We start from the raw sequence: 23,131 nt of genomic DNA on the forward strand, positions 1-23,131 counted from the left end.
GACCCCCGCCTCCCGGACAGCGAAGACGACGACCATCGAGGAGCGAGCGGCGATGCCGGCCCCCACCCTGACCCGAGCCGTGCCCCGGTCCCCGCGCGCGGGAGCCGTGCCCCGGCCCCGGCGCGCGGAGTTCCTCCGGGCGCTCAAGCGGAACCTCACGGCCCACGGCTTCGTGATCGGCGCCGTCCTGTGCTTCTCCTTCTTCTCCTGGTACCCCATGGTCCGGGAGTTCCTGCTGGCCTTCCAGAAGACCGAGGACGGCACCACCCGGTGGGTCGGCTGGGAAAACTTCGCCTATGTCTTCGGGGATCCGAATTTCTGGCAGGCGTGGCGCAACACCCTGCTCTTCAGCGGGCTGGCCCTGCTCCTCGGCTTCGCGGTCCCCTTCGTGGTCGCCCTGGTGCTGAACGAGTTCCGGCACGGGCAGGGCTATCTGCGGCTGCTCGTCTACCTGCCGGTGATGCTGCCGCCGGTCGCCTCGGTCCTGCTCTTCAAGTACTTCTACGACCCCGGTCACGGACTCTTCAACAGGGCGCTGGAATTCCTGCACCTCCCCGCGCAGGACTGGCTCCAGTCCACCGACACCGCGATGCTCTCCGTCGTCCTCGCCTCCACCTGGATGAACATGGGCGGGGCGACCCTGATCTACCTGGCCGCCCTCCAGGGGATACCCGGCGAGCTGTACGAGGCCGCCGAACTCGACGGGGCCGGGCTCCTGCGCAAGGTCTGGCACGTCACGATCCCCCAGACCAAGCTGATCCTCTCGCTGATGCTGCTGATGCAGATCATCGCCACCATGCAGGTGTTCGTCGAACCGTTCCTGCTGACCGGAGGGGCGGGCCCCGAGGGCTCGACCACCACCGTCGTCGTCCTGATCTACCAGTACGCGTTCAGCTTCAACCAGTACGGCGGCGCCGCGGCCCTGGGCCTGTGCCTGCTCGTCCTGCTCGCGGGCTTCTCCGCGCTGTACGTCCGCCTCAGCCGCGACAACGAGAGCTGACAAGGAGCCCGTCCCATGGCAGAGCGCACCCTGATCTCCCCGATGAAGCGGAGCAGCACCCGGGGCAGGGTCCTGTACTGGACCGCCCTCGCCCTGGTCCTCGCCGGCTTCACCCTCGTCTTCCTCGGGCCCCTCTACTGGATGGTCTCGAACGGGCTCAAGAGCACCGAGGAGTTCGCGCAGGTCCCTCCGACCCTCGTGCCCGACTCGCTGCACACCGCCAACTACACGGCCGCCTGGAAGGTGATGGACCTAGCCAAGCTGCTGGTCAACACCCTCTACTACGCCTTCGGGGCGCTGGCCTTCCAGCTCGTCCTGGACGTGGCCGCCGCCTACTCGCTGTCCAAGCTGCGCCCCGTCCTGGGCAAAGCCGTCCTCGGCATGATGCTGGCGACCCTGATGATCCCCGCCACCGTCCTGGTCGTCCCGCAGTACCTCACCGTGCTCGACATGCCGCTCATCGAGCGGAACCTGCTGAACACGCCCTGGGTGATCTGGCTGCCGTCCGTCACCAACGCCTTCAACATCTTCCTGCTGAAGCGGTTCTTCGACTCCATCCCGCAGGAGATCCTCGACGCCTCCGCCATCGACGGGGCGAACGCGGTCCGCACGCTGCGCTCGATCGTCCTGCCCATGTCGAGGCCCGTCCTGGGCGTCGTGTCGATCTTCGCGATCGTCGGCGTCTGGAAGGACTTCCTCTGGCCGATGCTCACCCTTCCCGACCCGGCGCTGCAGACGCTGAACGTCGGGATCTACTCGCTGGCCTCGGGAGTCCCGGAGAACCACCTCATCGCCGCACTCGCGATGGCCTCCGCGCCCACCCTCCTCATCTTCCTGCTGTTCCAGCGCAACATCATGAGCGGCCTGACGGCGGGCTCCCTCAAGGGCTGACCGGCGGCGGCACACCAGCGCCGGGGGCCTGCCGCCCGTACGCCACCCGCCCGTACGCCACCGGCCGTACGCCACCCCACCTGCGCATCACCGCCCGCGCACCGCCGCCCGCACCGCCACGCCCGGCCGCCCCCGTGAAAGGAGCCCTCGTGGCTGACCTCCCCCTGCCCGAAGACGCCGCCGACTGGTGGCGTACGGCCGCCATCTACCAGGTGTACGTACGCAGCTTCGCCGACGGCGACGGGGACGGCACCGGTGACCTCGCGGGCGTCCGCGCCCGCCTGCCCTACCTCGCGGAACTCGGCGTGGACGCACTGTGGTTCACGCCCTGGTACCTCTCCCCGCTTGCCGACGGAGGCTACGACGTCGCCGACTACCGCACCATCGACCCCGCCTTCGGCACCCTCGCGGAGGCCGAGAAGCTGATCTGCGAGGCCCGCGCGCTGGGCATCCGCACCCTCGTCGACATCGTCCCGAACCACGTGTCCGACCAGCACGCCTGGTTCCGGGCCGCCCTCGCGGCCGGTCCCGGCAGCCCGGAGCGGAAGCTCTTCCACTTCCGCCCCGGCCGGGGCGAGCACGGCGAACTGCCGCCCGGGGACTGGCCGTCGCAGTTCAACGGCGCCGCCACCTGGACGCGGGTCCCGGACGGCGAGTGGTACCTGCACCTCTTCACCCCGCAGCAGCCCGACCTCAACTGGGACCACCCCGCCGTCCGCCGCGAGCACGAGGAGGTCCTGCGCTTCTGGTTCGAGCGGGGGGTGGCCGGCGTCCGCATCGACTCGGCGGCCCTCCTCGCGAAGGACCCGGCCCTGCCCGACCTCGCGGGGCGCTCGCCGGAACCCCGGCCGGGCGAGACCCACCCGTACATCGACCGCGACGAACTGCACGACGTCTACCGCTCCTGGCGCGCCATCGCCGACGAGTACGGCGCCGTCTTCGTCGGCGAGGTCTGGCTGCCCGACTCCGAGCGCTTCGCCCGCTACCTGCGACCCGACGAACTGCACACCGCCTTCAACTTCTCCTTCCTCAGTTGCCCCTGGGACGCGCGGCGGCTGCGCACCTGCATCGAGGAGACGCTCGCCGAGCACGCGCCCGTCGGGGCCCCGGCCACCTGGGTGCTGTGCAACCACGACGTGACCCGCACGGTCACCCGCTACGGGCGCGCGGAGACCGGCTTCGACTTCGCCGCCAAGGCGTTCGGGACCCCGACCGACCTGGCACTCGGCACCCGGCGCGCCCGCGCCGCGGCCCTGCTGACACTGGCCCTGCCCGGGTCGGTGTACGTCTACCAGGGCGAGGAACTGGGCCTGCCGGAAGCCGACGTACCGGTCAGCCGGATCCAGGATCCGATGCACTTCCGCTCGGGCGGCACCGACCCGGGCCGCGACGGCTGCCGGGTCCCGCTGCCCTGGACCGCGCAGCCCTGGAGCGACCCCTGGCTGCCGCAGCCCGCGAACTGGCCGGCCTACGCAGCCGAACGGCAGGAGGGCGACCCGGACTCGATGCTCACCCTCTACCGGACGGCGCTCCGGCTGCGGCGCGCGGCGGCGGGCTTCGGCGGCGGCTCGCTGGAGTGGCTGCACGCGCCGCCCGGAGTGCTGGCGTTCACCCGCCCCGACGGGCTGGTCTGCGTGGTGAACCTCTCCGAGGCGCCGGTCCCGCCGCCGGCCCACACCCGGCTCCTGCTGGGCAGCTCACCCTTGGGGGACGGAGGACTGCTCCCGCAGGACACGGCGGTCTGGCTGCGGGCCTGACACCGCGGCCGGACCGCCGGCGCCGCACGGGGGAGCCGGTGGGTCACGGCATCGGCATCGGCCGTGGCGGGCGGGGTCCCTGGTACTGCCCGCTCGGCCGCATCCGCAGCGGCCGCTCCTGGTACTCCTCCAGCGCGTGCGCGATCCAGCCCGCCGTGCGCGCCACCGCGAAGACCGTCTCCCCGGCCTCCGCCGCCATCCCGCAGGACAGCGTCAGCACCGCAAGCGCCAGGTCGACGTTGGCGTGCGGTCCGCCCTGCCGGCCCATCACCGCGGCCACCTCCCGGGCCGCGGCCAGCGCGGGGGCCGCCTGCGGCAGGCCCTCCAACCGCTCGAACAGCGCCGTCGCCCGCGGGTCCTCCCCCCGGTACAGCCGGTGGCCGAGGCCCGGCACGCGGCGGCCGGCCCGCAGGTACTCGGCCACCACCGGCGCGGCGCCGCCCCGCTCCAGCACCTCCGCCAGCATCCGGTGCGCCAGACGCCCGGCCGCGCCGTGCAGGGGGCCCTCCAGGGCGCCGAGTCCGGCCGACACCGCCGCGTACGGATGGGCCCGAGCCGACGCCGCCACCCGTACGGCCAGGGTGGAGGCGGCCAGGTCGTGGTCGACGAGCAGGGCCAGCGCCAGGTCGAGGGCGGCCAGGGAGTCGGGGTCGGGCTCGCGGCCGGTGAGCCGCGACCACAGCTGCCGGGCGGTGCGGGCGTCCCCGGGCCACTGGGCCGGGCCCAGCTCCGGCAGGGCGCCGACCAGTGTGGGGATCAGGCAGCGGGCGGAGCCCAGGACGGCCTCCTCCGACAGGTCGAAGCGCAGCGGGTCCGCGACCGCGGCGGCGGCGACGGCCACCCGCAGCCGGTCGACCGGGCCGCTGTCGGCGGGCAGGGCCTCCACCGCCCTGCGGGCCGCGGCGAGCGGCTCCGGTGGAGCGGTGAAGCGTGCACCGGGGAGGAGGTTCCCCGTCCAGAGCCACTCCGCCACCTCCTCGTAGTGGTAGCGCGAGGCCAGGCCCACGGCGTCCACGCCGCGGAAGTAGTAGCGGTCGCCCTCGATGAGCGTGAGGGAGGTGCGGACGGAGAGCTCCCCGGAGGGCGGGGCCGCGGCCTCCCGGCGGCTGCGCCGGGCGAGCTCCTCCACCTCGGCCGCGTCGAAGGTGCTGCCGCGGCCGACCGGGTCGCGCCGGCTGCTGAGCTGGCCGCGGCTCACATAGGCGTACACGGTCGCGGGCTTGACCCCGAGCAGTGCCGCCGCCTGCCGGGTGGTGAGCCGTCGCTCTTCATACATGGACGCAGCCTACATAGATTGATTCAATCAACATTGACAAGGATTGCATCAATCATTGATGGTCGGTGCATGAACATCACCACCGCAGTGCCCCGCGGTCTCGCGGGCGTCGTGGTCACCGACACCGAACTCGGTGACGTCCGGGGCCGAGAGGGCTTCTACCACTACCGCCAGTACTCGGCCGTGGAGCTCGCCGAGAGCCGCAGCTTCGAGGACGTCTGGCACCTGATGTTCCGCGGCGCGCTGCCCGCGGACGAGGCCCGGCGCGCCGCGTTCGCCGCGGAGACCGCTCCGCTGCGCCGGCTGCCCGCCGAGGTGCGCGGCGCCCTACCGGCCCTCGCCCGGGCCTCCGCGCTCTCCGGGCCGCTCTCCGGACTGCGCACCGCCCTGTCGCTGCTCGGTGCCTCCGCCGGATTCCGCCCGGTCTACGACCTCGACCCCGATCGCCGGGCTGCCGACGCGCTGGCCGCCTGCGCCGCCGTGCCGACCCTGCTCACCGCCCTGTACCGGCTGGGGCGGGGGCTGGAGCCGGTCGAGCCGCGCGACGACCTCCCGTACGCCGCGAACTACCTGTACATGCTGACCGGGCAGGAGCCCGACGCGGTCAAGGCCCGGGCGATAGAGCGGTACCTGATCTCCACCATCGACCACGGGTTCAACGCCTCAACCTTCACCGCCCGGGTCATCGCGTCGACGGGAGCCGACGTCGCCGCCTGCCTGACCGGAGCCGTCGGGGCGCTCTCCGGCCCCCTCCACGGCGGCGCCCCGAGCCGGGCCCTGGACACGCTGGACGCCATAGGCACCGCCGACCGGATCGGGCCGTGGATCCGCGAGCGGGTCCTGGCAGGGGAGCGGATCATGGGCTTCGGCCACCCCGTCTACCGCACCGAGGACCCGCGGTCGCGGATGCTGCGGGACATCGCCCGCGGGTTCGGCGGCCCGCTGGTGGACTTCGCCGTCGAAGTCGAGCGCCAGGTCGAGGAGATCCTCGCCGAACTCAAGCCCGGCCGCGAGCTGCACACCAACGTGGAGTTCTACGCGGGCGTGGTGATGGAGCTGTGCGGCCTCCCGCGCGAGATGTTCACCCCGACGTTCTGCGCGGCCCGCGTGGTCGGCTGGAGCGCGAACGTCCTGGAGCAGGCCGCCGATTCCAAGATCATCCGTCCGGCCGCCCGGTACACGGGTCCCACCCCGCCGCAGCCGGTGCCCACCCCGGGCTGACTACGATCGACCGGGTGAACAGCAGGCAGCCCATCCCCGTCGTGGTCCTCACCGGATTCCTCGGATCCGGCAAGACCACCGTGCTCAACCACCTCCTCGCCCACCGCGGCGGCACCCGCATCGGCGTGGTTGTCAACGACTTCGGCTCGATCGAGGTCGACGCCATGGCCGTGGCCGGCCAGGTCGGCGACTCGATGGTCTCCCTCGGCGGCGGCTGCCTGTGCTGCGCCGTCGACGGCAGCGAGCTCGACGCGTACCTGGAGAAGCTGGCCGCGCCCGCGCACCGCATCGACGTGATCGTCATCGAGGCGAGCGGGCTGGCCGAGCCCCAGGAGATGATCCGCATGCTCATGGCCAATGAGAACCCCGACGTCCGATACGGCGGCATGGTCCAGGTCGTGGATGCGGCGGAGTTCGACGCGACCCGGTCCCGGCACCCGGAGACCGACCGGCACCTCGCTGTCGCGGACCTGGTCGTCCTCAACAAGACCGACCGGGTGGACGCCGTGGAGCGGGCCCGGATCGAGGGCCTGCTGGCCACCCTCAGTGCCCCGGGCATCCCGGTCGTCGGCGCCGACCACGGCCGGATCGATCCCGAGCTGCTCTTCGACCGGCGGCCGTGGACCGAGACCCGGGGGCAGCTCTCCTTCGAGGACCTGATCGCGGAGGCGGAGGGCCGCGGCGAGGGCCACGACCACGACCAGGACCGCGACCACGGATCCCACGTCCATGCGGCCTACGAGAGCGTCGAGTTCGTCTCGGAGCAAGCCCTTTCGCCGCGCCGGTTCATCGACTTCCTCGACCGCCGTCCCGCCGGGCTGTACCGGATCAAGGGCTTCGTGTACTTCGGCGTTCCCGGGCACGAGGAGAAGTACGAGCTCCACGCGGTCGGCCGGTTCCTCCGGTTCGCCCCGCAGCCCTGGGGGCCCGGCGAACCCCGGCTGTCCCAACTCGTCCTGATCGGCTCCGGCACCGACGGCCCGGCCCTCCTGCGCGACCTCGGGGCCTGCCGGGAGGAGGCACCCCAAGCACTGGGCCCGGAGAGCATGTGGGGGATCCTGCGCTACGTGGCCCGGCCGGCCGAGGCCGGGCAGCCGGAGGCCGAAACGGCCGAGGCCGACGCCGCGCCCCAGGCGGAGCCGGAGCCCGAGCCGGAGGACGCGTACGGGCCCGAGACGGAGGACGCGTACGGGTGCGACCCAGAGGACGCGTACGAGCCCGGGCCGGACGACGCGTACGAGCCCGAGGTCTAGGCGACCTCGACCCCGTACTCGCGCAGCAGGTCCTCCAACCCGCCCCGGTAGCCCTTGCCGCCGATCACGAAGTCCCAGTCGCCGTTCGCCCGGCGCCGGAAGGAGCCGAGGACGAGCGCGGTTTCGCCCGCCCGGCCGTCCGAGACCTCCAGCTGTCCGGCCTCCGCGCCCGCCGCGTCGAGGAGCCGGATCCGGGCGTCGGTGAAACCGGCGAGGTCCGCGTGCGGATCGGCCTCCGGGTCGATCGCGGCCACCAGGACCAGCCGGTCCGCCTCCCGGGGCAGGGCCTCGAAGGTGACCTCCAGGGCGGCCTTGTCGGGCGCCGTGTGGGCGCGGGCGCGCACCGAACCGTCCGGCGTCCCGGGGTTGTTGAAGAAGACGAAGTGGTCCTCGCTCAGGACCCGGCCGCCCGTGCAGACCAGCGCGCACACGTCGAGGGCGACCGCACCCGACCAGGACATGCCGAGCACGTTGTGGTCCGGGGACGGGTCGGGCTCGGGGGCGCGCTGCGCGGGGACGCCGGCGGGACCGCCGCCGAGGCGGCCGCGCAGCCCGTACCGGTGCAGCAGTTCCACCAGCTTCTCGCCGGGAACCAACTCCAGCGGCTTGCCGTTGGCAAAGGTGTACGACCCCGGCCCGAAGGACGCGGTGGTGACCAGCACCCCCTTGTTCGCCCCCTTGTCCTGGACCGTGCCGTACAGATCCCGCACCGCCGTCGGTGACACCGTGTTCCGGTAGCGCTTGACCTGCACCACGATCCGCCCGCCGGTGATGGGGGACGGATCGTGCGCCTCGATGTCCACGCCGCCGTCCCCCGACCGCTGGGTGGTCAGGGCCTCCATGCCCATCGCCCGGAAGAGCTCCGCCACCAGGTTCTCGAAGGCGATGGGGTCCATCTCGAACAGGTCGGGCTCCTCCTCGCCGTCACCCGCCTGACCGCCGTGGCTGACGACCCCACCGCCGACCTCGCCGGGCCGCCGCCCCGGGCGGACCGCGCTCAGCTGGTCGGGCCGCGCCGACAACTGCCCCCGCAGTCCCTCGACCAGGCAGTCCACGGCGCTGACCTGCTCCAGCCGCAGCCCTTCGAAGGCGGACCGCACCGCCGACACGGTGGCGAGTACGAGCTGCGCCTCCTGCCCCGTCACCGGATCGGGGGCTTCCACGAAGCCGTTGACCACCACCGAGGACAGCACGCCGAACTCGTCCGCCGCGTAGAGCTCGTGCACCACCAGCAGGACGCACTGCGCCAGCAGGTCCCGGTACAGCGCCCGCCGCTGCGTGGCCGGGCGCGCGGTCTCCTTGTCCAGGCCCGTGCTCGGCACGTACCGCACCGACTTGGCCTGCGGTACCACCGCGTACCCCGGCAGCTCCCAGTCCAGCACCAGCTGGCGCGCCGCCGGGTCGTACGCGGCCGCCACCTGCCTCGGCACCTGCTCGGGCCAGGCCGCCGAGGCGTAGAGGGCGGCCGAGAAGTACTCCACCACGGCGTCGGCGTCACCCGCCCGCAGCGCCCCGGCCAGCGCGGTGAGTCCCGCGTTGTGCGCGCGGATCCCCGCGAGCTGGTCCGCGGCCCAGCGGTCGTAGCTCCGCCGGTAGTCCGCCAACCGCTGCTGCCGCTGGGCCTCCGCGGCGTGCGCCGCCTGCCATGCCTGCGTGTACCGGGCGTGCGCCTCGCGCTCGGCCTGGGCCCGCCGGTTCGAGCCGAGCGTCCAGCCCGTGCTCTGCTGCTGGAACTGGTGCAGCTGCGGCATCGGCACGGGGTGCGCCAGCGTGCCCGGGGCGAAGGGTTCGAGCTGCTCGGACCGGACCAGCCCGGCCGTCCGGAACGCCGGCGCCCGGCACCCCGCGGCCAGCAGCCCCTGCAGGACGGCGACTTCCGCCTCGATCGCCTCCGTACGCCGCCGGGCCTCGCCCTCGCGGTACTGCCGGTCGGCGGCCCGCTGCTCCCGCAGCCGGCGCTCCACCTGCCGTTGCTGGATCACCTGCGTCTGCTGCGCCCGGCGCTGGGCCTCGGCCCAGTCCCCGATCACTCCGCCCGCGCGACGACTCATCAGCTCTGTTCTCCCCGCCCCACCCGCCAGTGCCAAGGGGGAAAACACTAGTCGCCCTTCGGGTGGTACGTCCCCCCTCGGGGCGTACCACCCGAAGGGCGGCGTCCGTCCTACAGCGCGCCTCCGGCCAGCGCCGCCACGGTGGCGGGCAGCGCAGTGCCCGAGCCGTCGCGGCGCGGGTCCACGGCCGGCAGCTCGGCCGGAGTGCCGTTCGCCGTGGCCGCCCGGACCGGTGCGTTGCCCGCCCAGGCCAGCACCAGCACGTCCTCGCCCTTCAGGAACCGCTGGCAGCGCACACCGCCGGTGGCGCGCCCCTTGCGCGGATACTGGTCGAAGGGGGTCAGCTTCCCCGACAGCACCGAGTCGTCCAGCGTCCCGTGCGAGCCGGCGACGGTGAACACCACCGCGTCCCGCGCCGGGTCGACGGCGGAGAAGTGGATCACCTTGGCGTTCCCGGCGAGCTTGATGCCCGCCATACCACCGGCCGGGCGGCCCTGCGGGCGCACCTGCGAGGCCGGGTAGCGCAGCAGCTGGGCGTCGTCGGTGAGGAAGACCAGGTCCTCCTCGCCCGTGCGCAGCTCGACCGCGCCGACGATCCGGTCGCCCTCCTTGAGGGTGATGACCTCCAGTTCGTCCTTGTTGGCCGGGTAGTCCGGTACCACGCGCTTGACCACGCCCTGCTCGGTTCCCAGCGCCAGGCCCTGCGAGGTCTCGTCCAGCGAGGTCAGGCAGATCAGCTTCTCGTCCGGCTCCAGCCCGGAGAGGAACTCCGCGACCGGGGCGCCGCCCGCCAGGTTCGGCGCGGCGTGCGTGTCCGGCAACTGCGGCAGGTCGATCACCGACAGCCGCAGCAGCCGCCCGTACGACGTGACCGCGCCGACCTCGGCGCGGGCGGTGGCCGCGACCTGCGAGACGATCAGGTCGTGCTTGGCGCGGGGGCCGCCCTCCGACTCGGGCAGCGGTTCGCCGGTCACGGTGCGTGCCAACAGGCCCGTCGAGGACAGCAGCACGCGGCAGGGGTCGTCCGCGACCTCCAGCGGTACCGTGCCGACCGCCGTGCCCGCCGACTCCAGCAGCACCGTACGGCGCTCGGTGCCGAACTTCTTCGCGACCGCCGCCAGTTCCGCGGAGACCAGCTTGCGCAGCTCGGAGTCGGAGTCCAGGATCCCGGTCAGCTCGTCGATCTCACCCGTGAGCCGGTCGCGCTCGGACTCCAGCTCGATCCGGTCGAACCGGGTGAGCCGGCGCAGCGGGGTGTCCAGGATGTACTGGGTCTGGATCTCGCTCAGCGAGAAGTGCGCGATGAGCCGCTCCTTGGCCTGCGCGGAGTTGTCGCTGTCCCGGATGAGCCGGATGACCTCGTCGATGTCGAGCAGCGCCACCAGCAGGCCCTCGACCAGGTGCAGCCGGTCGCGCCGCTTGCCGCGGCGGAACTCGCTGCGCCGCCGGACGACCTCGAAGCGGTGGTCGAGGTAGACCTCCAGCAGCTCCTTGAGGCCGAGCGTGAGCGGCTGCCCGTCCACCAGGGCCACGTTGTTGATGCCGAAGGACTCCTCCATCGGCGTCAGCTTGTAGAGCTGTTCCAGCACGGCCTCCGGGTGGAAGCCGTTCTTGATCTCGATGACCAGGCGCAGGCCGTGCGAGCGGTCGGTGAGGTCCTTGACGTCCGCGATGCCCTGGAGCTTCTTCGCGCCGACCAGGTCCTTGATCTTCGCGATGACCTTCTCGGGGCCGACCGTGAAGGGCAGTTCCGTGACGACCAGCCCCTTGCGGCGCGCCGTCACGTTCTCCACCGCCACCGTCGCGCGGATCTTGAAGGTGCCGCGGCCGTTCTCGTACGCGTCCTTGATCCCCGCGAGCCCGACGATCCGGCCGCCCGTGGGCAGGTCCGGACCGGGGACGAAGCGCATCAGCGCCTCCAGGTCCGCCTGCGGGTGGCGGATCAGGTGCCGGGCCGCCGCGATGACCTCGCCCAGGTTGTGCGGGGGCATGTTGGTCGCCATGCCGACCGCGATCCCGGACGCGCCGTTGACCAGCAGGTTCGGATAGGCGGCGGGCAGTGCGACCGGCTCCCGCTCCTGGCCGTCGTAGTTGGCGGTGAAGTCGACGGTGTCCTCGTCGATCGACTCCGTCATCAGCGACGTGGCGTCGGCCATCTTGCACTCGGTGTAGCGCATCGCGGCCGGCGGGTCGTCGTTGCCGAGCGAACCGAAGTTGCCGTGGCCGTCGACCAGCGGAAGCCGCATGGAGAACGGCTGGGCCATGCGGACGAGGGCGTCGTAGATCGACGCGTCGCCGTGCGGGTGGAGCTTGCCCATGACCTCGCCGACGACACGGGCGCACTTGACGTAGCCGCGGTCGGGGCGCAGACCCATCTCGTTCATCTGGTACACGATGCGGCGGTGCACCGGCTTCATGCCGTCGCGGGCGTCGGGCAGGGCACGGGAGTAGATCACCGAGTACGCGTACTCGAGGAAGGAGCCCTGCATTTCGTCGACGACGTCGATGTCGAGGATCTTCTCCTCGAAATCCTCCGGCGGCGGGGTCTTCGTGCTGCGGCGGGCCATCGCTGCGCGGCTCCTTAACCAAGAATGGGGGGTGCTGGGGGTCTGACGCGGACCATTGTGGCCCGAGGCACCGACAACCCGGACTCCGACCCCAGGGGGTGACCCGGGAACTTATCCGGTCGCCGTCGCGCTTGCATACAGTGGCAGGTCTGACGGAAATCTCTGCATCGCGTATCGAAGGGACCACATGCCCATGGGTCACACGGCCACAGCCCAGGCCGGCTCCGGCGGCCTGACAGCGACCGAGCACCGGCTGGCCAACGGCCTGCGCGTGGTGCTGTCCGAGGACCACCTGACCCCGGTCGCCGCGGTCTGCCTCTGGTACGACGTCGGCTCCCGCCACGAAGTCAAGGGGCGTACCGGCCTGGCTCACCTCTTCGAGCACCTGATGTTCCAGGGCTCGGCGAACGTGTCGGGCAACGGCCACTTCGAGCTGGTCCAGGGCGCCGGCGGCTCCCTCAACGGCACCACCAGCTTCGAGCGCACCAACTACTTCGAGACGATGCCGACCCACCAGCTGGAGCTCGCGCTGTGGCTGGAGGCGGACCGGATGGGCTCGCTGCTGGCCGCCCTGGACGAGGAGTCCATGGAGAACCAGCGCGACGTCGTCAAGAACGAGCGCCGCCAGCGGTACGACAACGTCCCGTACGGCACCGCCTTCGAGAGGCTGACCGCGCTGGCCTACCCCGCCGGCCACCCGTACCACCACACCCCGATCGGCTCGATGGCCGATCTGGACGCCGCCTCCCTCGAGGACGCGCGCGCCTTCTTCCGCACGTACTACGCGCCCAACAACGCGGTCCTGTCGATCGTCGGCGACATCGACCCGGAGCGCACGCTCGCCTGGGTCGAGAAGTACTTCGGGACCATCCCCTCGCACGACGGCAAGCAGCCGCCCCGGGACGGCACCCTGCCCGAGGTCATCGGCCGCGAGCTGCGCGAGGAGATCGTCGAGGAGGTCCCGGCGCGTGCGCTGATGGCCGCCTACCGGCTCCCGCACGACGGCACCCGCGAGTGCGACGCCGCCGACGTGGCGCTGACCGTGCTGGGCGGCGGCGAGTCCTCGCGGCTCCACAACCGTCTGGTGCGCCGCGACCAGAGCGCCGTCGCGGCCGGGTTCGGCATGCTGCGCCTGGCCGGAGCGCCCTCGCTGGGCTGGCTGGACGTCAAGACCTCCGGCGGGGTCGAGGTCCCGGACATCGAGGCGGCCGTGGACGAGGAGCTCGCGCGGTTCGCCGCCGAGGGCCCGACCGCCGAGGAGATGGAGCGCGCCCAGGCGCAGCTCGAGCGCGAGTGGCTGGACCGGCTGAGCACGGTCGCGGGCCGGGCCGACGAACTGTGCCGGTTCGCTGTGCTCTTCGGCGACCCGCAGCTGGCCCTGACCGCCGTCCAGCGGGTCCTGGACATCACCGCCGAGGAGGTGCAGGCGGTGGCAGCGGCCCGACTGCGCCCTGACAACCGCGCGGTGCTGGTCTACGAGCCGCTGGCCGGCTCCGACGAGTCCGCCGGGAACGACGACGAGAACGAGGGGGCGGAGCAGTGAGCGACACCGCAGCCGTCACGATGACCTTCCACCCGCGCCCGCAGGCCGGCGAGCCGCAGCCGTGGGCCTTCCCGGCCCCCGACCGCTCGGTGCTCCCCAACGGCCTGACGCTGCTGCGCTGCCACCGCCCGGGCCAGCAGGTGATCGCGGTCGAGGTCAACCTCGCCGCCCCGCTGGACGCCGAGCCCGAGGGCCTCGACGGCGTGGCGACCATCATGGCGCGCGCCCTGTCCGAGGGCACCGACAAGCACTCCGCCGAGGAGTTCGCCGCCGAGCTGGAGCGCTGCGGCGCCACCCTCGACGCGCACGCCGACCACCCGGGCCTGAGGGTCTCCCTGGAGGTCCCGGCCTCCCGGCTGCCCAAGGCGCTCGGCCTGCTCGCCGACGCCCTGCGCGCACCGGCCTTCGCCGACGCCGAGGTCGGCCGGCTGGTGCGCAACCGGCTCGACGAGATCCCCCACGAGCTGGCCAACCCCCAGCGCCGCGCCGCCAAGCAGCTCTCCAAGGAGCTCTTCCCGGCGAGCCTGCGGATGTCCCGCCCGCGCCAGGGCACCGAGGAGACGGTCGCCCGGATCGACGCCGCGGCCGTCCGCGCCTTCTACGAGGCCCACGTACGCCCCGCCACCGCCACCGCCGTGGTCGTCGGGGACCTGACCGGCCTCGACCTGGACGCGGTCCTCGCCGACACCCTGGGCGCCTGGACCGGTGACACCGCCGAGGCCCTCCCGGTGCCGCCGGTGACCGCCGACGACACCGGCCGCGTCGTCATCGTGGACCGGCCCGGTGCGGTCCAGACGCAGCTGCTGATCGGCCGGATCGGGCCGGACCGGCACGACGCGGCGTGGGCGGCCCAGGTGCTCGGCACGTACTGCCTGGGCGGCACCCTGACGTCCCGGCTGGACAAGGTGCTGCGCGAGGAGAAGGGCTACACCTACGGCGTGCGCGCCTTCGGTCAGGTGCTGCGCTCCACGGCCGACGGCAAGGGCGCCTCGATGCTGGCCATCAGCGGCTCGGTGGACACCCCGAACACCGCCCCGGCGCTCGAGGACCTGTGGAAGGTGCTGCGCACCCTCGCGGAGGGCGGCCTGACCGACGCCGAACGGGACGTGGCCGTGCAGAACCTGGTGGGCGTGGCCCCGCTCAAGTTCGAGACGGCCGCCTCGGTCGCGGGCACCCTGGCCGACCAGGTCGAGCAGGAGCTGCCGGACGACTACCAGGCGCAGTTGTACGCGCGGCTCGCGGAAACCGGCACCGTGGAGGCGACTTCGGCGGTCGTGAACGCCTTCCCCGCGGACCGGCTGGTGACGGTCCTGGTGGGCGACGCGGCGCAGATCGAGGAGCCGGTGCGGGCCCTGGGAATCGGCCCCGTGAGCGTCGTCACCAACTGACCTCCACGGGCGGCACGGCGCTGCACGAGCGGTGCCGGGCGGCCCGGCAAGGGGCTTCCGGCGGACATGTCTGCCGGAAGCCCCTTTGTCCGTTTAGTGGAGAGGTAGCTTTTATGCGGTGTGGCGTACGCAACAAAAAGGCGTCTCTGTTTGGCGATTGACGGATGATCCGCCTAGCGTCACCTGTGCTGTCCGTCAGTTGTACGCGCCGCACCCGCGGCACCGGGCAGCGATCGCCGAGTCCCCGTCAGGCGCAAGCCTGGGGAGCCGGGGACCCACATCAGTCCCTGGGGTGAATCGGACCGCCTCGCAAGAGGAGGCCCGTAGGAGACCTTCCTGCTCCGAACCCGTCAGCTAACCCGGTAGGCGAGAGGGAAGGAAAGGATCAGCCCCTTCATGGCGTTTGGCAGTCGTGCCGCCGGCAAGCACCGCGGTTCCAGCCGTTTGAGCCGCAAGACCGCCGGCTACGCCGGTATAGCCGCCCTCGCCACCACTGGTGTCGTCGGCTCCCTCGCCGCCCCGGCCTTCGCCGCGGACAGCAGCGACAACCACTCCTCCTCGGACAACGCGCTCGGCGCGGTCGTCGTCGCCGAGGACCTCGCGGGTGACATCGAGGACCAGGCCGCCTCCCAGCAGCGTGCCGCCGAGCACGCCGCCGCCAAGGCGCAGGCCGAGGCCGACGCCAGGCAGCGGGCCGCCGAGTCCAAGCGCCTCGCCGAGGTCAAGGCGAAGGCCGAGCGCGAGGCCGCCGAGCGTGCCGCGCGCGAGGAGGAGCGCAAGCGCCTCAACACCTTCGTCTCCCCGCTCGACAGCTCGTACGTCAGCACGCAGTACAAGGCGGGCGGCGGCATGTGGTCCTCCGGCAGCCACACGGGCATCGACTTCCACGCCGCCTCCGGCACCACCGTCCGCGCGGTCGGCGCCGGTGTCGTCGTCGAGGCCGGCTGGGGCGGCGCGTACGGCAACAACGTCGTGATCAAGCACAACGACGGTACGTACACCCAGTACGGGCACATGGCCTCGCTGAGCGTCTCCGTCGGCCAGCAGGTCACCCCCGGCCAGAAGATCGGCCTGTCGGGCTCCACGGGCAACTCCAGCGGCCCGCACCTGCACTTCGAGGCCCGCACCGGTGCCGACTACGGCTCGGACATCGACCCGGTCTCCTATCTGCGCTCGCACGGCGTCAGCCTCTGACCCGCATCGCACCGCAGCACCGAAGGCCCCGGCTCCCCGAGCCGGGGCCTTCGTGCTGCTCCGGCGAATTCGGCATCCCTCATTTCCGGCCGCTCTCGGAAATCATCGTGTGTTGCAATAGAGTCGCGGTACGCGCACAAGTGTCATGAGTGTTCTGCTCGTGTCGTCGGCGTGGCAGTCGAAAAGCGGAAAAGGTGGAGGTCCGGTCTTGCGTATTCCCGCGCACGCGGTGTGCACAGCGATCCGCGACGACATCGTCTCCGGGGTGTTCGAGCCGGGCGGCAGGCTGACCGAGGAACTGCTGGCCCGCCGGTACGGGGTCTCGCGGGTCCCGGTGCGCGAGGCGCTGCGGACCCTGGAGTCCGAGGGGTTCGTGACCACGCGCCGGCACGCGGGCGCCTGCGTGGCCGAGCCGACCGAGCAGGAGGCGGCGGACCTCCTCGAGCTGCGGACGCTGCTGGAGCCGCTGGCGGCGGCCCGCGCGGCCCGGCGGCGCACCGAGTCTCACCTCAAGGTGCTGCGCGGCCTGGTCAGACTGGGCCAGGAGCGGGCCAGGCGGGGCCAGAGCGAGGACCTGCGCTCCCTGGGCGGCTGGTTCCACGAGACCCTCGCGCAGGCGTCCAGGAGCCCCGGTCTGATCGCGCTGCTGACGCAGACGCGGCGGAAGCTGGCGTGGATGTACGTGGTGGAGGCGCCGGCCCGGCCGGTGGACTCCTGGGCGGAGCACGGGGCGGTGGTGGACGCGGTGGCGCGGGGGGACGCGGAGCGCGCGCGGACGCTGACGGCCCTCCACGCCGAACGGGCGGCGGGCGCGCACCGGCCGCGCGCGGGGGCGGCCGTGAGCACTTCGCAACGCGCCGTAAACATGTCCGGCGGCCGCTATTAACTGGGGCCGGATACAAAGAGGGAATATGTGCGCGGCCCATATGCCTACGGACGACATGTGTGCGGGCGATATGCGCACGGGCGCCTCTCCCTGAATTCGGGCGGCGTGAATGCGGTGCCGGCGCGCCAGGGGAGGCGGATCGCTTGAATTCCGCCGCGCGAACGCGGAAGCCGCGGCCCCCGGGTGGCGGGGCCGCGGCTTTCGCGCGGAGGACCGTGCGGGCCGGTGGGCCCGCCGCGGTCGCACGGGGGACGACGCGAGGGTCGAACCCGAAGGGTCAGACGGTCTCGGGGAGCTCTTCGAGACCCTCGGCGACCAGCTTCGCGAGACGGTCGAGCGCCGCGTCGGCGCCCTCGGCGTCGGAGGCGAGGACGATCTCCTCGCCACCCTGGGCGCCGAGGCCCAGGACCGCCAGCATGGAGGCGGCGTTGACGGGGTCGCCACCGGCCTTGGCGATGGTCACCGGGACGCCGGAAGCGGTCGTCGCACGGACGAAGATCGAGGCGGGACGAGCGTGCAGGCCCTCGGCCCAGCCGACGTTGACGCGGCGCTCTGCCATGGTGATGCCCTTCAGGTTCTTACGGTTGTCTAGACCAGTCTCTCACGACGTCCGGAATGCTCCGACCGACCTCCGGCCCGGTCCTCCGCCGTCGGACCTTCCCCAGCTTGCATCGTTCCGCCCCCGTCCGCCGGATGCGCCGCGCGCACGCTGCCAGGCGGTTCCCGGCCGTAAGCTGGCCCCCATGACCACCGAGTCGGACCCCTCGTACCCGGCCCACTGGGAGGCGGACGTCGTCCTGCGCGACGGCGGCACCGCCCGGATCCGGCCGATCAGCCCGGACGACGCGGGCCGGCTGGTCAGCTTCTACGAGCAGGTGTCCGACGAGTCGAAGTACTACCGCTTCTTCGCCCCCTATCCCCGGCTCTCCGACCGCGACGTGCACCGGTTCACACACCACGACTACGTCGACCGGGTCGGCCTGGCGGCGACCATCGGCGGGGAGTTCATCGCCACCGTCCGCTACGACCGCATCGGCGCCGAGGGCAGGCCCGCCACCGGCCCCGCCGACGAGGCCGAGGTCGCCTTCCTGGTCCAGGACGCCCACCAGGGCCGCGGAGTGGCCTCGGCGCTCCTCGAACACATCGGCGCGGTGGCCCGGGAGCGGGGCATCCGCCGGTTCGCCGCCGAGGTGCTGCCCGCCAACAACAAGATGATCAAGGTGTTCACGGACGCCGGCTACCAACAGAAGCGCAGCTTCGAGGACGGCTCCGTCCGCCTCACCCTCGACCTCGAACCCACCGCCGAATCCCTCGCCGTGCAGCGCGCCCGCGAACAGCGCGCGGAGGCCCGCTCGGTGCAGCGGCTGCTCGCCCCCGGCTCGGTCGCGGTGATCGGAGTCAGCCGCTCCGGAGCGGGCATCGGCGCCGCTGCCCTGCGCACCCTGCGCGACAGCGGCTTCCACGGCCACCTGTACGCGGTCAACGAGGCGGTCACGCGCGATCTGCTGGACGGCGTACGGGCCTACCCCACCGTCGACGCCATCGGCGCCCCCGTCGACCTCGCGGTGGTCGCCGTCCCCGCGGACCGGGTCCCCGAGGCCGTGGCGGCCTGCGGCGAGCACGGCGTCCAGGGACTCGTGGTGCTGTCCGCCGGATACGGGGAGAGCGGCCCGGCCGGACTCGCCCGCCAGCGCGAACTCGTCAGGCAGGTGCGCTCGTACGGGATGCGCCTGATCGGGCCGAACGCCTTCGGGGTGATCAACACCGCGCCGGAAGTGGAACTCAACGCCTCACTGACGCCCGCGCCGATGCCGATGCGCGGCCGGATCGGCCTGTTCACGCAGTCCGGGGCGATCGGCATCGCCCTGCTCTCCGCCCTGCTGCGCCGCGGCGAGGGACTGTCCTCCTTCGTCTCCGCCGGGAACCGCGCCGACGTCTCGGGCAATGACATCCTCCAGTACTGGTACGACGACGAGGCGACCGACGTCGCCCTTCTCTACCTGGAAACCCTCGGCAACCCGCGCAAGTTCACCCGCCTCGCCCGCCGGACGGCCGCCGTCAAGCCGGTGGTCGTCGCCAAGGGCGGCCGCCACACCCCGGCCGGACACGTGGTCCCCGGCACCCGGCTGCCGGAGGAGACCGTCTCCGCCCTGCTGCGGCAGGCGGGCGTCATCCGGGTCGACACGGTGACGGAGCTGGTGGACGTCGGACTGCTGCTGGCGTCGCAGCCGCTGCCCGCCGGACCGCGCGTCGCGGTCCTCGGGAACTCCGAGTCCCTGGGGTTCCTCACCTACGACGCCTGCCTGACCCAGGGCCTGCGGCCGCTGCCGCCGCTCGACCTGACCACCGCCGCCTCGCCCGAGGACTTCCGCACGGCGCTGGCCGAGGCCCTCGCCTCCGACGCCAACGACGCGGTCGTGGTCACCGCGATCCCCTGGGTGAACGAGCAGGCGCCGGCGCGGGACCTGGCCGACGCGCTGCGCTCCGCCGTGGCCGCGCGGCCCGGCAAGCCGGTGGCGGTCGTCCACGTGGAGCTCGCCGACCTGGCCGGCGCCCTGTCCGCACCGTCGGGCCCCGGCGGCAGGATCCCGAGCTACCCCGCCGCCGAGCGGGCCGTGAAGGCGCTCGCCGAGGCCGTCCGGTACGGGCAGTGGCGGCGGGCCAACGCAGAGGCCGGGCACGTGCCCGAGTTCGAGGACATCGACGAGGCCGGGGCCGCCGCCCAGCTCGCCGGTCTGCTGGCGGACGTCGACGGCGGAGCCGTGCACACCCTGGCCGAATGGGACGCCCGCGAGCTGCTCGCCCGCTACGGGATCCGAGTCCTGCCCGCCCTGCCCGCGCCCAGCCCCGACGCGGCGGTCCGCGCCGCCGGGATCCTCGGCTACCCCGTCGCCCTCAAGACCACCGCCCCGCACCTGCGCCACCGGGCGGACCTGGGCGGCGTACGGCTCGACCTCAGGAACGAGGCCGAGCTGCGGCGCACCTACGACGACCTCACCGCGCTGCTCGGCAAGCCCGCCGAGCTCCAGCCGGTGGTCCAGTCGATGGTGCCGCGCGGGGTCGACACCGTCGTCCGCTCCGTCATCGACCCGGCCGCCGGCGCCGTCCTCTCCTTCGGCCTTGCCGGCGTCCCCTCCGAGCTGCTCGGGGACACCGCCCACCGCCTGGTGCCGGCCACCGACCGGGACACCGCCGGGCTGATCCGGTCCATCCGGGCCGCACCGCTCCTCTTCGGCTGGCGCGGCAGCGACCCCGTCGACACCCCGGCCCTGGAGGAGCTGCTCCTGCGGGTGTCCCGGCTCGTCGACGACCACCCCGAGGTGATCGGGGTCTCCCTGGAGCCCGTGGTCGTCGCCACCGAGGGGCTCTCCGTGCTCAGCGCCACCGTCCGCGTCGCGCACCCTCCCGCCCGCGGTGATCTCGGCCCGCGGACCCTCCCCAGTTACTGAGCGGTCCGGCGCGGCCGGGACGGCCCGCACGGGCCTTAGGATGGACCTCATGGCGAAATCCGGTACGACGACCCAGGGGCTGCGCACGGCGATCGAGCGCAGCGGCTACTACCCGGCCCTCGTGGCCGAGGCCGTGGAGGCCGCGGTGGGCGGCGAGCCGATCTCGTCGTACCTGGTCCACCAGGAGACGACCTTCGACTCCAACGAGGTCCGCCGCCACGTCACGGTGCTGGTCCTGACCGGCAACCGGTTCATCGTCAGCCACACCGACGAGCAGGCCGCCGACGCCGGGTCCCCCTCGCCGTACGCGACCACCTCCACCGAGTCGGTCAAGCTTTCCAGCATCTCCTCCGTGGTGCTCAGCCGCGTCGTCGCCAACCCGGAGTCCTACACCCCGGGCACCCTGCCGCGCGAGGTCGTCCTGACCATCGGATGGGGTGCGGTCTCCCGGATCGACCTGGAGCCGGCCGCCTGCGGCGACCCGAACTGCGACTCCGACCACGGCTACACCGGCAACTCCACCGCGGACGACCTCAGCCTGCGGGTCAGCGAGGCGGGCGACGGGCCGGAGGCCGTCCGCCAGACCCTGGTCTTCGCGCAGGCCCTCTCCGAGGCCACCGCGGCCACGTCCTCCCCCTCCGCCCGCTGATGGCCCACCCCGCGGCGCAGAACTGGCAGGACGAGCCGGAGCTGCTGGACCTCGCGGGCGCGCCCGTCCCCGAGTACGGCACGGGCTCGCTCGCCGACCTGCTGCCCACGCTCGTGGCCGGGCAGGGCGTCCCCGGTTTCACCGCCTCGATCGCGGAGCTGTCCCCGGCCGACCGCAACTGCGTGTTCCTGGTCGACGGCATGGGCTGGGAGCAGATCAAGTCCCACCCGGACGAAGCCCCGTACCTGACCTCCCTGCTCGGCACCTCGCGCGGCGGCACCGGCCGACCGGTCACCTCGGGCTTCCCGGCGACCACCGCCACCTCCCTCGCCTCGGTCGGCACCGGCCTGCCGCCCGCTCGGCACGGCCTGCCGGGCTACGCCGTGCGCAACCCGGCCACCGGCGAGCTGATGAACCAGCTCCGCTGGCACCCGTGGACGGCGCCGAAGCCCTGGCAGCCCTACCCGACGGTCTTCCAGCGGGCGGAAGCGGCGGGAGTGGCCACCGCGCAGGTCTCCTCGCCCGCCTTCCAGACCACCCCCCTGACCAAGATCGCGCTGAGCGGCGGCACCTTCCTCGGCCGGATGACCGGCGAGGATCGGATGGACCTCGCGGCGGAACGCCTCGCGGCCGGGGACCGCTCGCTCGTGTACACGTACTACAGCGAACTCGACGGGGCCGGCCACCGGCACGGGGTGGACTCCGACGCTTGGCGCGGCCAGCTCATGTGCGTCGACCGGCTGGTGCAGCGGCTCGCCGAGCAACTGCCGCCGAGGACCGCGCTGTACGTGACGGCCGACCACGGCATGGTGGACATCCCCTTCGACGAGGAGTCGCGGATCGACTTCGACGACGACTGGGAGCTGGGCGCGGGCGTGGCCCTGCTCGGCGGCGAGGGCCGGGCCCGGCACGTGTACGCGGTACCGGGCGCCGAGGCCGACGTGCTGACGGTGTGGCGCGAGGTGCTCGGCGACCGGTTCTGGGTCGCGAGCCGCGAAGAGGCCCTGGAACTGGGCTGGTTCGGGACGCCGGGGGAGTGCGACGAGCGGGTGCTGGGCCGGATCGGCGACGTGATCGCCGCCGCCCAGGCCGATGCCGCCATCACCGCGTCGCGGTCCGAGCCCAACGAATCCGCGCTGGTCGGCATGCACGGCTCGATGACCGCGGCCGAGCAGCTCGTCCCGCTGCTCGAGATCCGCACCTGACCGCCGCCCGCTCCCCCCGTTCCCGCCTCCCCCGTTCCCGCCCCGCTCGCCCCCGCCCCTGCCGGCCGCGCTTGCGCCCGGCCCCTGTCGGCCACGACCCGAAAGGCCCCGTACCTCCCATGCCCGAGCTGGTGTTCTTCTCCGGAACGATGGACTGCGGAAAGAGCACCCTGGCGCTCCAGATCGCCCACAACCGTGACGCGCGCGGACTCCAGGGCGTGATCTTCACCCGTGACGACCGGGCGGGCGAGGGCAAGCTGTCCTCGCGCCTCGGGCTGGTGACGGAGGCGGTCGAGGCGCCGGAGGGGATGGACCTGTACGCCTACCTCGTCGCCCAGTTGTCGAAGGGCGGCAGGGCGGACTACGTGATCGTGGACGAGGCGCAGTTCCTCGCCCCGGAGCAGATCGACCAACTGGCCCGAATCGTGGACGACCTCGACATGGACGTCTTCGCCTTCGGCATCACGACCGACTTCCGCACGAAGCTCTTCCCCGGCTCGCAGCGGATGATCGAGCTGGCCGACCGGCTGGAGCAGCTCCAGGTCGAGGCGCTGTGCTGGTGCGGGGCGCGGGCCACGCACAACGCCCGCACGGTGGGCGGGGAGATGGTCGTCGAGGGTGCGCAGGTCGTCGTCGGCGACGTGAACCGGCCGGCGGAGGAGATCGGCTACGAGGTCCTGTGCCGCCGCCACCACCGCAAGCGGATGACCTCGGCCTCGGCCCGCGCGGGGGCGCTCTCCCCGGACGTGCTCCCCGTCAACCACGGCTGACCCGGCCCGGGCCCTGCCTGCCCTGCCCCGC

At 72.8% G+C, this 23,131-nt stretch carries 17 protein-coding genes and 1 riboswitch; of the genes, 13 read left to right on the top strand and 4 right to left on the bottom strand.

All coding sequences use genetic code 11. The annotated features are described in order from the left end of the window. Positions 1-52 precede the first annotated feature (52 nt). The 3 genes from AC07FY_RS25025 (at position 53) to AC07FY_RS25035 (ending at position 3,648) form a co-directional block, all read left to right on the top strand. The gene (locus tag AC07FY_RS25025) at positions 53-1,000 is read left to right on the top strand and encodes a carbohydrate ABC transporter permease (RefSeq protein WP_479009954.1); all 948 of its coding nucleotides are present in this window, start codon (positions 53-55) and stop codon (positions 998-1,000) included. A 15-nt stretch (positions 1,001-1,015) separates the two neighbouring features. After that, entirely contained in the window at positions 1,016-1,891 is an 876-nt protein-coding gene (locus AC07FY_RS25030) for a carbohydrate ABC transporter permease (protein WP_479009957.1), read from the top strand. Between the two features lie 149 nt (positions 1,892-2,040). Continuing rightward, a complete protein-coding gene (locus tag AC07FY_RS25035) occupies positions 2,041-3,648 on the top strand; it encodes a glycoside hydrolase family 13 protein (protein WP_479009959.1) in 1,608 nt (535 codons plus the stop codon). Between the two features lie 43 nt (positions 3,649-3,691). Here the strand turns inward: AC07FY_RS25035 and AC07FY_RS25040 are convergent, their stop codons facing one another. Further along, entirely contained in the window at positions 3,692-4,924 is a 1,233-nt protein-coding gene (locus AC07FY_RS25040; protein WP_479009962.1) for a citrate synthase, read from the bottom strand. A 69-nt stretch (positions 4,925-4,993) separates the two neighbouring features. Here AC07FY_RS25040 and AC07FY_RS25045 point away from each other — a divergent pair, with 69 nt between their 5' ends. Then, positions 4,994-6,145, top strand: coding sequence for a citrate synthase (locus tag AC07FY_RS25045; RefSeq protein ID WP_479009965.1), 1,152 nt, complete (start codon positions 4,994-4,996; stop codon positions 6,143-6,145). A gap of 14 nt (positions 6,146-6,159) precedes the next feature. Further along, on the top strand, positions 6,160-7,398 hold the full coding sequence (locus AC07FY_RS25050; RefSeq protein ID WP_479009968.1) for a CobW family GTP-binding protein: 1,239 nt from the start codon (positions 6,160-6,162) through the stop codon (positions 7,396-7,398). Here the strand turns inward: AC07FY_RS25050 and AC07FY_RS25055 are convergent. Then, positions 7,395-9,449, bottom strand: a complete 2,055-nt coding sequence (locus AC07FY_RS25055; RefSeq protein WP_479009971.1) for a restriction endonuclease — start codon at positions 9,447-9,449, stop codon at positions 7,395-7,397. The two genes, AC07FY_RS25050 and AC07FY_RS25055, sit on opposite strands and share 4 nt — an antisense overlap. Before the next feature lie 110 nt (positions 9,450-9,559). Beyond that, positions 9,560-12,016: a DNA gyrase/topoisomerase IV subunit A gene (locus tag AC07FY_RS25060; RefSeq protein ID WP_479009974.1), complete on the bottom strand. Its 2,457-nt coding sequence runs from the start codon at positions 12,014-12,016 to the stop codon at positions 9,560-9,562. 187 nt (positions 12,017-12,203) lie between these two features. Between AC07FY_RS25060 and AC07FY_RS25065 the strand changes: the two genes are divergently transcribed. The 4 genes from AC07FY_RS25065 to AC07FY_RS25080 all read left to right on the top strand — a co-directional run bounded on the left by AC07FY_RS25065 (position 12,204) and on the right by AC07FY_RS25080 (position 17,027). Continuing rightward, entirely contained in the window at positions 12,204-13,559 is a 1,356-nt protein-coding gene (locus AC07FY_RS25065; protein ID WP_479009977.1) for a M16 family metallopeptidase, read from the top strand. 20 nt (positions 13,560-13,579) lie between these two features. Next, complete coding sequence (locus tag AC07FY_RS25070) at positions 13,580-14,947, top strand: M16 family metallopeptidase (protein ID WP_479010025.1); 1,368 nt, start codon at positions 13,580-13,582, stop codon at positions 14,945-14,947. Between the two features lie 224 nt (positions 14,948-15,171). Next, positions 15,172-15,331, top strand: a riboswitch (cyclic di-AMP (ydaO/yuaA leader). Positions 15,332-15,343: 12 nt separating this feature from the next. Next, positions 15,344-16,141, top strand: a complete 798-nt coding sequence (locus AC07FY_RS25075) for a M23 family metallopeptidase (protein WP_479009980.1) — start codon at positions 15,344-15,346, stop codon at positions 16,139-16,141. 208 nt (positions 16,142-16,349) lie between these two features. Further along, positions 16,350-17,027 (top strand): GntR family transcriptional regulator, encoded by a 678-nt coding sequence (locus tag AC07FY_RS25080; RefSeq protein WP_479009982.1) that lies wholly within the window; start codon positions 16,350-16,352, stop codon positions 17,025-17,027. Between the two features lie 277 nt (positions 17,028-17,304). Here AC07FY_RS25080 and AC07FY_RS25085 read toward each other — a convergent pair whose 3' ends face one another. Next, complete coding sequence (locus tag AC07FY_RS25085) at positions 17,305-17,586, bottom strand: HPr family phosphocarrier protein (RefSeq protein WP_007267025.1); 282 nt, start codon at positions 17,584-17,586, stop codon at positions 17,305-17,307. Between the two features lie 184 nt (positions 17,587-17,770). Between AC07FY_RS25085 and AC07FY_RS25090 the strand changes: the two genes are divergently transcribed. The 4 genes from AC07FY_RS25090 to AC07FY_RS25105 all read left to right on the top strand — a co-directional run bounded on the left by AC07FY_RS25090 (position 17,771) and on the right by AC07FY_RS25105 (position 23,100). Then, on the top strand, positions 17,771-20,476 hold the full coding sequence (locus AC07FY_RS25090) for a bifunctional acetate--CoA ligase family protein/GNAT family N-acetyltransferase (protein ID WP_479009985.1): 2,706 nt from the start codon (positions 17,771-17,773) through the stop codon (positions 20,474-20,476). Positions 20,477-20,525: 49 nt separating this feature from the next. Then, entirely contained in the window at positions 20,526-21,125 is a 600-nt protein-coding gene (locus AC07FY_RS25095; RefSeq protein WP_069924106.1) for a DUF5998 family protein, read from the top strand. Beyond that, positions 21,125-22,330 (top strand): alkaline phosphatase family protein, encoded by a 1,206-nt coding sequence (locus AC07FY_RS25100; protein WP_479009988.1) that lies wholly within the window; start codon positions 21,125-21,127, stop codon positions 22,328-22,330. Before AC07FY_RS25095 ends, AC07FY_RS25100 begins: the two co-directional genes overlap by 1 nt. Before the next feature lie 119 nt (positions 22,331-22,449). Beyond that, positions 22,450-23,100, top strand: coding sequence for a thymidine kinase (locus AC07FY_RS25105; protein WP_479009991.1), 651 nt, complete (start codon positions 22,450-22,452; stop codon positions 23,098-23,100). Positions 23,101-23,131 lie beyond the last annotated feature (31 nt).

This window comes from Streptomyces sp. NPDC045967, assembly GCF_056430495.1.